We start from the raw sequence: 13,712 nt of genomic DNA, 5'->3' as shown, positions 1-13,712 counted from the left end.
TCCCCGCGGCGACGGCTCACTTGACGGCTCACTTGCCGGTGCGCACCCGCGTCCAGGCCCGGGTGACGAAGCGTTGGGTACGGTCGTCCCAGGCGGTGTTGACCGAGAGCCGCTGCATCGTCGCGTCGTCGGGATAGATGCCGGGATTGGCCAGGATGTCCGGCTTCACGAGCTTCTTCGCGGGCAGGTTGCCGCTGGCATAGGACACGAAGTTGGTGTTGGCCGCCGCAACCTCGGGGCGCAGCATGTAGTCGATGAAGCTCAGCGCCTCCGCCGCATGGGGGGCGTCCTTCGGGATCGCGAAGGCGTCGAACCACATCAGCGTGCCCTCCTTCGGGATGAGGTAGGCGATCTCGACGCCGTTCTTCGCCTCGTCGGCCCGCTTCTTCGCCTGGAGCACGTCGCCGGAATAGCCGACCGCGACGCAGAGATCGCCGTTGGCGAGCGACTGGATGTATTCCGACGAGTGGAACTTCCGCACCGTCCCGCGCACCTTGAAGAGCGCGTCGGCGACCTGGGTGATGTCGTCCCAGCGCTTGGAGTCGCTCTTCAGGCCGAAGGTCGGCAGCATGCTCGGGATCAGGTCCTCGGGCGAGTCGAGCATCATGATCCCGCAATCCTTGAGCTTGTTCGCCGAGGCCGGGTTGAGGACGAGGTTCCAGGTGTTGAGCGCGGCGCCGGCGCCGAGACGCTCGCGCACCAGCCCGAGGTTGAGCCCGAGCCCGGTGGTGCCCCACATGTAGTCGACGGCGTAGGCGTTGCCCGGATCGTAGGCCGCGAGGCGCCCGGCGATCTCCGGCCAGACGTTGCCGAGGTTCGTCAGCTTGGCCTTGTCGAGGGGCAGGAACGCGCCGGCCCGGATCAGCCGCTGCAGGAACGGCCCCGACGGCACCACCACGTCGTAGCCGGACTTGCCGGCGAGCAGCTTGGTCTCGAGGATCTCGTTGTTGTCGTAGGTGTCGTAGACCACCTTGATCCCGGTCTCGCGGGTGAAGGCCTCGAGCACTTTCGGATCGATGTAGTCCGACCAGTTGTAGATGTTGACGACCCGCTCCGGCCCCGCCGCCAGCGCCGGCCCGCTCGCGAGCGTGAGGCCCGCGAGGAGGATCGCGCGGGCAAGGGCGGCGGCCCTCATGCGCCCGACCGCGCGGCGACGACGACGATCTCGACGAGGTATTCCGGCCCGGGGAGCTTGGCCTCGACCGTGGCGCGGCCGGGCGGGTTGTCCTTCGACACCCAGGCGTCCCAGGCGGCGTTCATCTCGGCGAAGGTGCCCATGTCGGCCAGGTAGATCGTCGCCATCAGGATCCGCTCCTTGTCGCTGCCGGCAGCCGCCAGCAGCCGCTCGATCTGGCCGAGGATGGCCTGCGTCTGCGCGGTGACGCCGGTGCCGACCGTGTCGGCGGCGACCTGGCCGGCGAGATACACCGTGTCGCCGTAGGCCACGCCTTGCGCCATCCGCGCGCCCGGCTCGAAGCGTTCGATCGTCATGTCCTGTCCCCCAGCTGATCTTCGGATCGCTTCTGCCGCCGGGCGCGGGCGAGGTAAAGGGGCGCCGGGCCGGCGGCCTTGGCCCATTGCAGTGCGGAAAAAGATCCGGCGACGGCCAATCCGTCGCAACCCCCGCTGCCACCGTGCGTTTCAACACCGTTCCAGCGTCGCGTCATCTGAAAGCGGCGTCACATCGTCAGGCGTCACGTCGCCAAGGGGTTCGTCATGGGTATTCTCTGGACCATCGTCATCGGTTTCCTCGCCGGCATCGTCGCCAAGTTCATCATGCCCGGCTCGAACGAGCCGTCGGGCTTCATCCTGACTACCATCCTCGGCATCGTCGGCGCCTTCGTCGCCACCTTCCTCGGCCAGGCGCTCGGCTGGTACGGCCCGAACCAGGGCGCGGGCTTCATCGGCGCCGTGGTCGGCGCGATCGTCGTCCTCGCGATCTACGGCTTCATCGCCAGCCGCGGCCGCACCACCACGCTCTGAGGTCGCGCTCGCCGACACGGACGACGACGTAGAAAAGGGGGCGCCGCGAGGCGCCCCCTTCTTCGTTGCGACTGGTCCGATGCTCAGATGTGGTCGGAGGCCGCCTTGATTGCGCAATGGCCGGTGGCGCCGCGCAATGCGAGGCCGACGCCGACCACGAGGGCCGCGAGGCTCAGCCACTTGTTCGGTCGCGGCTGCGCGGCCGCCGCCGCGATGCCGAGGCCGAGCGCCACCGAGACCGCGCGCTCGGTGGTGCTGAGGTTCGGCTCGCCGCTGAAGATGTCGTGGATCATGTCGTTGGCCATGGGGTCGTGTGCGCTCCTGTTGGGGTCGCGGATCGAACGCCCTCCGAAGGCCGGCGTTCCTTGCCGCCGCGCCGGAACCGCCCACGAAAAAGGCGCGGCCCCGAGGGGACCGCGCCGTCTTCGCCGTCAGGACCGCAGGTCCGGACGATCAGTCGTTCGACTGGCGACGCTCGCCGCGGCTGCTGCGCTCGCTCCGCTCGCGCGGGACCCGCTCCTCGCGCTCGGGCTCGCCGCGCTCGGCGCGCTCGGCCTTGAGCTTCTCGGTGAGGTCCTCGCCGGTCTCCTGGTCGACGACCTTCATCGAGAGGCGGATCTTGCCGCGATCGTCCTGGCCGAGGAACTTCACCTTGACCTTCTGGCCCTCGCTGACGACGTCCGTCACCTTGGCGACCCGCTGGGCGGCGAGCTCCGAGATGTGGACGAGGCCGTCCTTGGCGCCGAAGAAATTCACGAAGGCGCCGAACTCCATCGTCTTCACGACGGTGCCCTCGTAGATCATGCCCGGCTCGGCTTCCGCGACGATCGAGCGGATCCAGTTGTAGGCCGCCTTGATCGCCTTGCCGTCGGCCGAGGCGATCTTCACGGTGCCGGAATCGTCGATGTTGATCTTGGCGCCGGTCTTCTCGACGATCTCGCGGATCACCTTGCCGCCGGTGCCGATCACTTCCCGGATCTTGTCGGTGGGGATCTGCATGGTCTCGATGCGCGGCGCGTACTCGCCGAGCTCGGGGCGGGCGGCGGTGAGCGCCTTGGCCATCTCCACGAGGATGTGGGCGCGGCCGTCCTTCGCCTGGGCGAGGGCGACCTGCATGATCTCCTCGGTGATGCCGGCGATCTTGATGTCCATCTGGAGCGAGGTGATGCCCTCGTCCGTGCCGGCCACCTTGAAGTCCATGTCGCCGAGGTGGTCCTCGTCACCGAGGATGTCGGAGAGCACCGCGTAGCGCTCGCCCTCGAGGATGAGGCCCATGGCGATGCCGGCGACGGGACGGCGCAGCGGGACGCCCGCATCCATCAGCGACAGCGAGCCGCCGCAGACCGAGGCCATCGAGGACGAGCCGTTCGACTCGGTGATCTCGGACACGACGCGGATCGTGTACGGGAACTCGTGGGCCGGCGGCAGCACCGGGTGGATCGCGCGCCAGGCGAGCTTGCCGTGGCCGATCTCGCGCCGGCCGGGGGAGCCCATGCGGCCGGTCTCGCCCACCGAATAGGGGGGGAAGTTGTAGTGCAGCAGGAAGGTCTCCTTGTAGGTCCCCTGCAGCGCGTCGATGTACTGCTCGTCCTCGCCGGTGCCCAGCGTCGCGACCACGAGCGCCTGGGTCTCGCCGCGGGTGAACAGCGACGAGCCGTGGGCGCGCGGCAGCACGCCGACCTGGCTCTCGATCGGGCGGACGGTCTTCACGTCGCGGCCGTCGATGCGCGAGCCGGTGTCGAGGATGTTCCAGCGGACCACCTTCGACTGGGCCTCCTTGAACGCGGCCTTGACCTTCTCGGGGGCGAACTTCTGCTCGCCCTCGGCCGGGCACAGAGCCGCGACCACCTTCGCCTTCACGGCGTCGACGGCCTTGTAGCGCTCCTGCTTGACGGTGATCTTGTAGGCGTCGCGCAGCTCGGACTCGCAGACGCCGAGCACGGCGGCCTCGACGTCGGCATTCTCCGGCGGCGAGAAGGCGCGCGGCTCCTTGGCGGCCTTCTCGGCCAGGCGCACGATCGCCTCGATCACCGGCTGGAAGTGCTTGTGGCCGAACATCACGGCGCCGAGCATGATCTCCTCGGACAGCTCCTTGGCCTCCGACTCGACCATCAGCACCGCGTCGGTGGTGCCGGCGACGACGAGGTCGAGCACCGCGCCGTCCATCTCCGGGACCGGCGGGTTGAGCACGTACTGGCCGTTGGCGTAGCCGACGCGGGCGGCGCCGATCGGGCCCATGAACGGCACGCCGGACAGGGTGAGCGCCGCCGAGGCCGCGACCATAGCCAGGATGTCGGGATCGTTCTCGAGGTCGTGGGTGAGCACGGTCACGACGACCTGGGTGTCGTTGCGCCAGCCCTCGACGAAGAGCGGGCGGATCGGGCGGTCGATCAGGCGGGAGACCAGCGTCTCCTTCTCGGACGGCCGGCCCTCGCGCTTGAAGTAGCCGCCGGGGATGCGGCCGGCGGCGTAGGCGCGCTCCTGGTAGTTCACGGTCAGCGGCAGGAAGTCGATCCCGACCTTCGGCTCCTTGGAGGAGACGACGGTGGCGAGAACCGAGGTCTCGCCGTAGGTGGCCATCACCGAGCCGTCGGCCTGGCGGGCGACCTTGCCGGTCTCCAGAACGAGGCGGCGGTCGCCCCACATCAGCTCTTCACGTTGTACGTCGAACATTCTTGTCGTCCTTGCCATCATGCGGCGGGCGAACCCGGCGCGGCCAGGGGCAAGACGGCGGGGCACTCCGGCCGGAGGAGTGCCCTGCGATCCTGTCCCTGGTGTTCGCGCCTCGAAGTCGCCCGTTGCTCGCGGGGCCGGACCCGTTCCGGCCACCCGAGATCTTGAAAAAAGCGGTCCCGAGCCGGGCTCGGAACCGCGTGGGCTGGATTAGCGGCGGATGCCGAGGCGCTCGATGAGGCTGCGGTAGCGGGCCTCGTCGCGACGCTTCACGTAGTCGAGCAGCGAGCGGCGCTGCGAGACCATCTTCAGGAGGCCGCGGCGGGAATGGTTGTCCTTGCCGTGGGTCTTGAAGTGGCTGGTGAGGTTGGTGATCCGCTCGGTGAGGATCGCCACCTGGACCTCCGGCGAGCCGGTGTCCTTGGCGACGGTCGCGTATTCCTTGATGAGCGCGGTCTTGCGCTCTGCCGAGATCGACATCGCAGTGCCTTTCAGGTGAGGTTTTCAGAAGCGCCGTGCGGCCGCCCCTCCGGATCGGGAGGACGGCGCCTGAGGCATGCTCGAGCCTTGGCCGATGCCGGGATGTCGTCCAGCAGGGTCGTTGGTCCAAGCGGTTTCGGCCCCGCCCGTCGCCGGGCCGAGGCCGCGCGGACCATACACGAAACGGTTCGCGGCGCCAGTCCCGGCCACCGGGCGTCTCCCGGGCCGCGATGCGAATTCTTCGCTGCTGCCCGCCCGTTTGGGATATGTTCGCTGAACATCAGGGGGCGACATCATGATCTGTCAGACTGCGATCGAGGCGATGGGTGTCCAGAACGACCGCCTCACGACGATGATCAGGAACATCGACGGCGGCATCTGGTGGCAGACGGATGCGAACGCCAAGGTCGAAGCCGGGAAGATCCTGGCCCAGACCGCACGCATCGGCGATGCCCTCGACGCCATCGAACGCCTCGTGAAGGGCATGGCGACGTAGCGGGAGAGGGGCACCGGCATGTCCGCCGACGGAGACGAGGCGGTCGCCCGGCTCGCCCGGCAGCTCCTGGATCAGGGCTTGGGCTGCCTGTCGCCGCACGACCGGCGCGTCCTCGCGCACATCGCCGGGCGCGTCCATGCCCGCGACGCGGGCGCCGCCGCGACGTCGCGCGCGGGCCCGGATTTCGGCGAACGCCTCGCCGATCGGGTCGCCAGGCTCGGCGGCTCGTGGGGGTTCATCATCGCCTTCACCGGCCTGCTCGTCGGCTGGGTGGTCCTGAACACCGTCGTGCTCGCAGGGTCGGGGGGCGGCTTCGACGCCTATCCCTACATCTTCCTCAACTTGATCCTGTCGATGGTCGCGGCGTTGCAGGCGCCGGTGATCCTGATGTCGCAGAACCGGCAGGCGGAGCGCGACCGCATCGCCGCCGGCCTCGACTACGAGGTCAACCTGCGCGCCGAGATCGAGATCGTGTCCCTGCACGACAAGCTCGACCGCATCCGGACCGAGCAGCTGGAGGATCTGATCCGCGCGCAGACCCGGCAGATCGCCGAACTCGGCGCCGCGCGGGCCGCCCGCCCGCGCGGGTGAGCGGCGGCCATTTCGCATGACGGAACGGTCGCACCGGAAAGCCGATGCATCCCAGCCATCCGCCCGCGTCGTTGCATCGCGAAATCACCGCTCCTATCGCTGCCGGCCTTCGGCGCCCGGAGGCGCCCTCGTCGAACGGCCGATCGCACCATGAACTCCGAACCGCTCCCGCTGCTCGAAACCCTGGCCCTGCCCGAGAAGCTGTCGCTGCCGAAGGACAGGATCCGGGTGCTGCTGCTCGAAGGCATCAACGACAGCGCCGTCGGGCTGATGCGCGCGGCCGGCTACACCAACCTCGTCCGCCTGCCGAAGGCGCTCGACCGCGATGCGCTGCACGAGGCCCTGAAGGGCATCCACATCCTCGGCATCCGCTCGCGCACGCAGCTCGACGCGGCGGCCCTCGACGCCGCCGACCGCCTGCTCGCGGTCGGCTGCTTCTCGGTGGGCACCAACCAGGTCGACCTCGACGCGGCGCGGCGGCGCGGCGTGCCGGTGTTCAACGCGCCGTTCTCGAACACCCGCTCGGTCGCCGAGCTCGTCATCGGCGAGATCGTGATGCTCCTGCGCCGGATCGTGCCGCGCTCGGTCGGGGCGCATGCCGGCCAGTGGGACAAGTCGGCGGCCGGCTCGGTCGAGGTGCGCGGCAAGACGCTCGGCATCGTCGGCTACGGCAACATCGGCACGCAGCTCTCGACGCTGGCCGAGGCCATGGGCATGCGGGTCGTGTTCTACGACCACACCGACAAGCTCCGCCACGGCAACACCGAGCCGACCGCCTCGCTCGCCGAGCTGCTCGCCCAGAGCGACGTGGTCTCGCTGCACGTGCCCGAGACCGACGCCACCGCCAACATGATCGGCGAGGCCGAGATCCGCGAGATGAAGCCGGGCGCGTACCTGATCAACAACGCCCGCGGCACCGTCGTCGACCTCGACGCGCTCGCACGGGCCCTGCGCGACGGGCACCTCGCCGGCGCCGCCGTCGACGTCTTCCCGGTCGAGCCCGGCTCGAACCAGGAGCGCTTCGTCTCGCCGCTCCAGGGCCTGGAGAACGTGATCCTCACACCCCACGTCGGCGGCTCGACCGAGGAGGCGCAGGAGCGCATCGGCTCGGAGGTCGCGCGCAAGCTGGTGGATTACTCCGACATCGGCTCGACCATCGGCGCGGTGAACTTCCCGCAGGTGCAGCTCCCGCCGCGCCCGACCGGCGCGCGCTTCATCCACGTGCAGCAGAACCTGCCCGGCATGCTCAACCGCCTCAACGCAGTGTTCTCGAGCGCGGGCATCAACATCGCCGGGCAGTTCTACCAGACCGACGGCGAGGTCGGTTACGTGGTGCTCGAGACCGACGCCACCAACGCCGACGCCGAGACCCTGCTCGCCGAGATCCGCGCGATCCCGGGCACGATCCGCGCGCGGCTGCTGTACGAGCGCCGCTGAGCGGGGCGTTCGCGGACGCCGCCCTGCGATCGATCCGGTCTCCATCGCGGCGTGACGGCGCCGGAGGGATCCTGCGAAGCACGCCGCGCTCCCTCTCCCATGAAAAGTGTGTCGGGGAGAGGGGCGTGACGCTCCGAAAGCTCACGCCCCTCATCCTGTCCTTTTCCCCCTGGGAGAAGGGACCCGTGCTCGATTCGGCGTCCGGCCGGTGCCTGAGCGCTCCGTCGCGGACGACCCTGAAAAACTTTCCGTGGCGCGGCTATCGCTGGCGCGGCACTTGCCGCAGCCTCGCTGCATCTTCCGCGGGCTCGGACATCGCCACGCCATGACCACAGGCTTCTTCGCCGCGAAGAAATCCGTCGCCGCGCTCGTCGCCGGGCATGAGGACGACCACGGGCCGGCGCTGGCGCGGAGCCTGTCGGCGTTCGGGCTGGTCTGCATCGGCCTCGGCGCGACGATCGGGGCGGGAATCTTCGTCCTCACCGGCACCGCGGCGGCGGACTATGCCGGCCCGGCGCTCGCGCTATCCTTCGTCGCCGGCGGGATCGCCTGCGCCTTCGTCGGGCTGTGCTACGCAGAGCTGGCCGCGATGATCCCGGTGCCGGGCTCGACCTACGCCTACACCTACGCGACGCTCGGCGAGCTCTGCGCCTGGATCATCGGCTGGGACCTCGTCCTCGAATTCGCCTTCGCCGCCGCCACCGTCGCGGTGGGCTGGTCGGGCTACGCGCAGAGCCTGCTCGCGGATGCGGGCCTGCGCCTGCCGGCGGCGCTCGCCGCGGCGCCCGGCGGAGGCGGCCTCGTCAACCTGCCGGCGGCCGGGATCGTGCTCGCGCTGACGGCGCTCCTGATGCGCGGCAGCCGCGAGGCCTCGCTCGTCAACACCGCGATGGTGGCGCTGAAGGTCGCGATCATCCTTGGCTTCGTCGGCGTCGGGGCGGCGCACTTGAAGCCGGAGCTGTGGCACCCGTTCATCCCGGAGAACACCGGCACCTTCGGGGAATTCGGCTGGAGCGGCATCCTGCGCGGCGCCGGCGTGGTGTTCTTCGCCTTCATCGGCTTCGAGACGGTCTCGACCGCCGCCGGCGAGACCCGCGACCCGCAGCGCGACGCGCCGATCGGCCTGCTCGGGTCCCTGGCGGTGAGCACGGTGCTCTACGTCGCGGTCGCCGCGGTGCTCACCGGGCTCGTGCCCTACCGGGCGCTGAACGTCGCCGACCCGATCGCCAAGGCGATCGACGCGATCGGGCTCGGCGGCTTCGCCGTCGCGATCAAGCTCGGCGCGCTGATCGGGCTGACGACCTCGACGCTGACCGCGCTCTACGGCCAGGCGCGGGTCTTCTACGCGATGGCCCGCGACGGCCTGCTGCCGCGGCTGTTCGCGCGGGTGAGCCCGACGACGCGCACGCCCATGCTGAGCCAGGCGACGATCGGCCTGATGACCGCGCTCGTGGCCGGCCTCGTGCCGATCGAGGAACTCGGCGAGCTGGTCAGCATCGGCACGCTCTTCGCCTTCGTGCTGGTCTGCACCGCCGTGCTGATCCTGCGCCGGACCGAGCCGGAGCGGCCGCGCCCGTTCCGGGTCCCGGCGGTCGGGCTGGTGGCGAGCCTCGGCATCCTGTCCTGCCTGCTGCTGATGGCGGGCCTGCCGGGCCAGACCTGGATCCGCCTCGCGGTCTGGCTGACGCTCGGCCTCGCCCTCTACGCGGGCTACGGACGCAGGAACGCCCGCCGGGTGAGGGCGGGCGCGTCGCGGGCTTAGAGCTGGAACCGAGCCTCACGGGGCCTGACCCATGAGGCTGGGTGCGGACGCTCAGAACGAGCGGCGGTGCGGGGTCTGGGCGCCGCCGTAGCGGCGGCGGAGATACGAGACAACCTTCGGCAGCAGGAAGGCGAGCAGGATCTTTCGCATGGGGTCGGCGAACCTTCTTCACGAGCGTGTGAAGATGCAATGCGCCGGCCCCGTTCGCGTTCCGGTCAGAGCTCCAGCGTCAACGTCACGGGCGCGTGGTCGGACGGGCGCGCCCAGCCGCGGGCCTCGCGCGCGACCTCGACCTTGCGCACGGTGCCGGCGAGGTCGGGCGAGACCCAGGCATGGTCGAGGCGGCGACCCTTGTCGGCCGCCGACCAGTCGGGCGAGCGGTAGCTCCACCAGGTGAAGATCTTCTCCGGCGGCGGCGTCAGCAGGCGCGCGGTGTCGACCCAGCCGGCCTCGTTGCGCAAGCGTTCCAGCGCCTCGGTCTCGACGGGGGTGTGGCTCACCACGTCGAGCAGCTGCTTGTGCGACCAGACGTCGTGCTCCAGCGGCGCGACGTTGAGGTCGCCGACGAGGATCGCGGGGCCCTTCACGCGCCGCCCACCCCAGGCGCGCAGGTCGCGCAGGAAGTCGAGCTTGTGCGCGAATTTCGGGTTGAGCGCGGTGTCGGGCACGTCGCCGCCGGCCGGCACGTAGAAGTCGTGCAGCGCGATGCCCGCCGCGGCGCCGGCCTCGGGCCCGAGCACCGCCGAGATGTGGCGCGCATCCTGGCGCTCGCAGAAGCTCATCACCGCGCGGGTGACGAGCGGAAACCGCGACAGGATCGCGACGCCGTTGTAGCCCTTCTGCCCGGCGAAGACGACGTTCTCGTAGCCCGAGCCGCGCAGGGCCTTCAGCGGGAAGGCGTCGTCCGGGCACTTGGTCTCCTGCAGGCACAGCACGTCGGGCTTCGCCTCGGCGAGGAAGCGCAGCACGAGATCGATGCGCAGGCGCACCGAGTTGATGTTCCAGGACGTGACGGTGAGGCGCAACGGAAACGCTCGCGGTTGTCGGGGGGAGGCCGGTGGATAGCGCGATTCGCCGGCACGATCGACGCTGCGACCGGGCGGCCTGCGGAAATGGCGTGCTCCGCCCCGGACGACGGGGTATGTCCGCGCAAAGACCATCGGTCGGCCCCGCTCGACGACACCCAGAGACATAGCCCCTTGCCGCGCATCCGCTCCGTCCTGTTCAACGCCTACTGGGCCGCCTGGACGGCCTTGTTCCTGGCACCGCTCGCGGTGCTGGCCGCCTCCGGCTCGCCGGTCCGGCCGATCCGCGCGGCGACGCGCCTGTGGGCGCGGGGCATCCTGTTCGGGCTCCGCACGATCTGCGGCCTGCGCTACGTCGAGGAGGGGCGCGAGCGCATCCCGGCCGAGCCCTGCCTGATCGTCGCCAACCATCAGTCGGCCTGGGAGACGCTGGCCTTCCTCATCCTGGTGCCCGACGTGGCGATCATCGCCAAGCGCGAGCTCGTCGCGATCCCCGTGGTCGGCTGGTTCCTGCGGCGCTCGCCGATGATCATCATCGACCGGGCCAACGGCACCCAGGCCCTGCGCACGATGATCGACGAGAGCCGCGCCGCGGTAGCCGACGGGCGCTCGGTGCTGATCTTCCCCGAGGGCACCCGCGGCACCATCGACGAGAAGCTGCAGTTCAAGCGCGGCGTCGAGCTGCTGTACGGGCGTCTCGGCCTGCCGGTGCTGCCGGTGGCGGTCAATTCCGGGCTGTACTGGCCGACCGGGTCGTCGACGCGCGCCGGCACCGTGACGGTGAGCTACCTCGCCACCCTGGCGCCGGGCCTGCCGGCCGCCGAGTTCATGCGCGGCACCGAAGGCGCGATCGACAGCGAGCTCGATCGCTGGCGCCCGCAGGCGGCGTGAGGGCCCTCAATCGACCGCGCCGTAATAGGTGAAGTGCTTCCGCACCGGCTCGATCACGTCCCAGGTGCCGGAGAAGCCCTTCGGCGTGACGAAGGCGTCGCCCGCGCGATAGGTCTTCGAACGGCCCTCGGCGTCGGTGACGGTCACCACGCCTTCGAGCAGGTGGATGAACTCGTCCCGGCCGAAATCGATGCGGAACTTGCCCGGCCGGCAGGTCCAGATCCCGGCGGCGAACAGCTTGTCGGGGCTCTCGTAGACGTAGGTCGCGGTCTGCTCGGGGCGGCCCGAGAGGATGCAGGAGCGCTCGGGCCAGTACGTCGCGCTCGGCGGCCGGACGGCCGGGAAGTCGACGTTCGTCATCGTCGGCCCGTCCAGCACCGGCGGCGGCGGGCCGGCCGGGCGGCGAAGGCCCGGCACCACCGCGAGGAACGCGGCGACGGGGCCTGCGAAGGTGTGGAGCAGCCTGGCGATTTCCATGTCGAACCCTTCCTCGAATCGATCGAGGGGGCAGGATCGGGCGGCGCGCCTTGACGGCGGGTTCACCGGCGCGCCAGGCCACGCCGATCGGCGCGCTTCGGGACGTCCTTCCCCGGATCGATGCGGAAAGCGTTAAGGAAGCCTCACCATGGCGGCCTTTCGCGGACCTCAGGGGGTCTGGGACTGCTTGATCCGCTCCTGCATCGCCTTGTCCTCGGGGCGCCCGTAATTGATGAAGAACAGGTTGCCGTCGACGGCCTTGCCCTTCTGCAGGTTCGAGAGCTGCACGGTGGTGAGGTAGCCCTGCGGATCGGTGATCCGCCACTGGCCGAGCACCTTCATGTCGGCATCGAAGTACAGCTGGATCTTCGAGGTCCCGCCGAGCGTGGCGCGGTCCTCCAGGCTGATGCGGACGCCGCCCGGGTCGTTCGAGACGTCGGTGACGGTGAGGTCGCGGGCGAGGTCGATCTTCTCGCGGACCAGGAATTTCAGCGGGGTCTGCGCGATGAAGTACAGGTCCTGGGTCGCGAGCTTGCGGTCGCGCACCGCCACCGAGGTGCCGTCGGCCACCACCTCCAGCGGCGAGGGCGCGTCGTAGTCGAAGCGCAGGCGCCCGGGCTTGGCGATGGTGAGCTTGCCGCCGATCTTCCGCCCGTCCGCGGCGATCTGGATGAACGAGCCGGTGAGCGTGCTCATGCCGTTAAAGTAGGCGTTGGCCTGGGCCAGCACGGTGGCGGCGTCCGGCGCCTCGTCGGAGGCGGCGGCCGGGGCGGGGGTCGGCGCGCCGACGGCGGCGACCTTCGCATCCGCCGCGGCGGGCTTGGCGGCGACCGGCTTGGCGGCGGGCTTCTCGGCCGAGCGCGACTTCGCGTCCTTCACCGAATCCTTGCTCGCATCCTTGGCCGCAGGCTTGGCGACCGTCTTCTTCGCGGGTGCCGCGGCCGGGGCGGCGGGGGCCGCCTCGGGCTCGGGCGCGGGGGCGGGCTGCTCCTTGCGGCCGAACAGGCCGTCGAGGAAGCTGCTGACCTGAGCGTCGGCCGGCGCCACCGGGGCGATCCAGGCCGCGACCGCGAGGAGCGATCCGGCAAGTCGGGTGCGGCGGCCGAGCATGGTCAGGCGTCTCCTGGGCGGGTGCGGCGTCCCGCAAGCGATGGTCGGCTTCAAGCGCGAAGGCGTGCGAAACGCCCGTCGCGCCGTGATGCCCCCTCGGGGCGCCGGGCCGTGTCGTCGGATGCCGTTAGAGCGGCGCCCTGTGGCGAAGATGCGACGCCGGCCGCGTTTCCGGCCGGCGCCTCGTCGTCACTCGTCGTCGTACATGCTGGCGGCGTGGGGCGCGCCCTCGACCAGGATCTCGCGCTTGCCGGCGTGGTTGGCCTGCCCGACGATGCCCTCGATCTCCATCCGCTCCATGATCGACGCAGCGCGGTTGTAGCCGATCTGCAGGCGGCGCTGGATGTAGCTGGTCGACGCCTTGCGGTCGCGTAAGACCACCTGGATCGCCTGCTCGTAGAGGTCGCCGGCCTCGCCGCCCGACGCCGCCACGAAAGCGCCGACGTCGAAGACCGGAAGGTCGGCCTCCTCGGTCTCGGCCTCGACCGCCTCGGCCTTGCCCTTGCCCCTGCCGGCCGATTTCGGCGCCTCGTCGGACCCGTCGTCGGCGGTGACCGCCTCAAGGTAGGCCGGGCGGCCCTGGCGCTTGAGGTGGGCGACCACGCTCTCGACCTCCGAATCCGAGCAGAACGGCCCGTGCACCCGAGTCGTGCGCCCGCCGCCGGCCATGAACAGCATGTCGCCCTGGCCCAAGAGCTGCTCGGCGCCCATCTCGCCCAGGATCGTGCGCGAGTCGATCTTGCTCGTCACCTGGAAGCTGATCCGGGTCGGGAAGTTCGCCTTGATC

Annotated in this window: 15 protein-coding genes; 6 read left to right on the top strand and 9 right to left on the bottom strand. The window is 70.2% G+C overall.

Translation table 11 applies throughout. The features are described 5' to 3' along the window. Positions 1-28 precede the first annotated feature (28 nt). A complete protein-coding gene (locus tag MKK64_RS23455; protein WP_243937912.1) occupies positions 29-1,135 on the bottom strand; it encodes a polyamine ABC transporter substrate-binding protein in 1,107 nt (368 codons plus the stop codon). Next, positions 1,132-1,491, bottom strand: coding sequence for a RidA family protein (locus MKK64_RS23450; protein WP_243937910.1), 360 nt, complete (start codon positions 1,489-1,491; stop codon positions 1,132-1,134). The genes MKK64_RS23455 and MKK64_RS23450 overlap by 4 nt, the downstream gene beginning before the upstream one ends. 225 nt (positions 1,492-1,716) lie before the next feature. Here MKK64_RS23450 and MKK64_RS23445 point away from each other — a divergent pair, with 225 nt between their 5' ends. Beyond that, positions 1,717-1,983, top strand: a complete 267-nt coding sequence (locus MKK64_RS23445) for a GlsB/YeaQ/YmgE family stress response membrane protein (RefSeq protein ID WP_147726932.1) — start codon at positions 1,717-1,719, stop codon at positions 1,981-1,983. An 83-nt stretch (positions 1,984-2,066) separates the two neighbouring features. Here MKK64_RS23445 and MKK64_RS23440 read toward each other — a convergent pair whose 3' ends face one another. From MKK64_RS23440 to rpsO, 3 genes are all read right to left on the bottom strand, one after another. Then, positions 2,067-2,288: a YgaP-like transmembrane domain gene (locus MKK64_RS23440; protein WP_147726933.1), complete on the bottom strand. Its 222-nt coding sequence runs from the start codon at positions 2,286-2,288 to the stop codon at positions 2,067-2,069. Positions 2,289-2,436: 148 nt separating this feature from the next. Next, complete coding sequence (gene pnp / locus MKK64_RS23435; RefSeq protein ID WP_243937908.1) at positions 2,437-4,656, bottom strand: polyribonucleotide nucleotidyltransferase; 2,220 nt, start codon at positions 4,654-4,656, stop codon at positions 2,437-2,439. A gap of 210 nt (positions 4,657-4,866) precedes the next feature. Beyond that, positions 4,867-5,136, bottom strand: a complete 270-nt coding sequence (rpsO, locus tag MKK64_RS23430) for a 30S ribosomal protein S15 (RefSeq protein ID WP_147726935.1) — start codon at positions 5,134-5,136, stop codon at positions 4,867-4,869. Positions 5,137-5,431: 295 nt separating this feature from the next. Between rpsO and MKK64_RS23425 the strand changes: the two genes are divergently transcribed. From MKK64_RS23425 to MKK64_RS23410, 4 genes are all read left to right on the top strand, one after another. After that, the gene (locus MKK64_RS23425; RefSeq protein WP_147840989.1) at positions 5,432-5,632 is read left to right on the top strand and encodes a hypothetical protein; all 201 of its coding nucleotides are present in this window, start codon (positions 5,432-5,434) and stop codon (positions 5,630-5,632) included. Between the two features lie 18 nt (positions 5,633-5,650). Further along, positions 5,651-6,223, top strand: a complete 573-nt coding sequence (locus tag MKK64_RS23420; protein ID WP_243937907.1) for a DUF1003 domain-containing protein — start codon at positions 5,651-5,653, stop codon at positions 6,221-6,223. Between the two features lie 150 nt (positions 6,224-6,373). Continuing rightward, positions 6,374-7,660, top strand: coding sequence for a phosphoglycerate dehydrogenase (gene serA / locus MKK64_RS23415; protein WP_243937904.1), 1,287 nt, complete (start codon positions 6,374-6,376; stop codon positions 7,658-7,660). A gap of 325 nt (positions 7,661-7,985) precedes the next feature. Continuing rightward, a complete protein-coding gene (locus MKK64_RS23410) occupies positions 7,986-9,422 on the top strand; it encodes an amino acid permease (protein ID WP_243937902.1) in 1,437 nt (478 codons plus the stop codon). Between the two features lie 215 nt (positions 9,423-9,637). Here MKK64_RS23410 and xth read toward each other — a convergent pair whose 3' ends face one another. Further along, positions 9,638-10,447, bottom strand: a complete 810-nt coding sequence (gene xth, locus MKK64_RS23405; protein ID WP_147728932.1) for an exodeoxyribonuclease III — start codon at positions 10,445-10,447, stop codon at positions 9,638-9,640. A gap of 174 nt (positions 10,448-10,621) precedes the next feature. Here xth and MKK64_RS23400 point away from each other — a divergent pair, with 174 nt between their 5' ends. Further along, entirely contained in the window at positions 10,622-11,338 is a 717-nt protein-coding gene (locus MKK64_RS23400) for a 1-acyl-sn-glycerol-3-phosphate acyltransferase (RefSeq protein WP_147858237.1), read from the top strand. A 6-nt stretch (positions 11,339-11,344) separates the two neighbouring features. Here MKK64_RS23400 and MKK64_RS23395 read toward each other — a convergent pair whose 3' ends face one another. From MKK64_RS23395 to MKK64_RS23385, 3 genes are all read right to left on the bottom strand, one after another. After that, positions 11,345-11,815, bottom strand: coding sequence for a cupin domain-containing protein (locus MKK64_RS23395; RefSeq protein WP_243937900.1), 471 nt, complete (start codon positions 11,813-11,815; stop codon positions 11,345-11,347). 168 nt (positions 11,816-11,983) lie between these two features. Beyond that, entirely contained in the window at positions 11,984-12,925 is a 942-nt protein-coding gene (locus MKK64_RS23390; protein ID WP_243937140.1) for an outer-membrane lipoprotein carrier protein LolA, read from the bottom strand. Positions 12,926-13,114: 189 nt separating this feature from the next. Then, on the bottom strand, positions 13,115-13,712 hold a 598-nt coding region (locus MKK64_RS23385), incomplete at its 5' end, for a DNA translocase FtsK (protein WP_279593340.1).

This window comes from Methylobacterium sp. E-025, assembly GCF_022829705.1.
Taxonomy (GTDB): domain Bacteria; phylum Pseudomonadota; class Alphaproteobacteria; order Rhizobiales; family Beijerinckiaceae; genus Methylobacterium.
The sequence above is the reverse complement of the archived record's forward strand: the minus strand, read 5'-3'. Positions and strand labels throughout refer to the sequence as shown.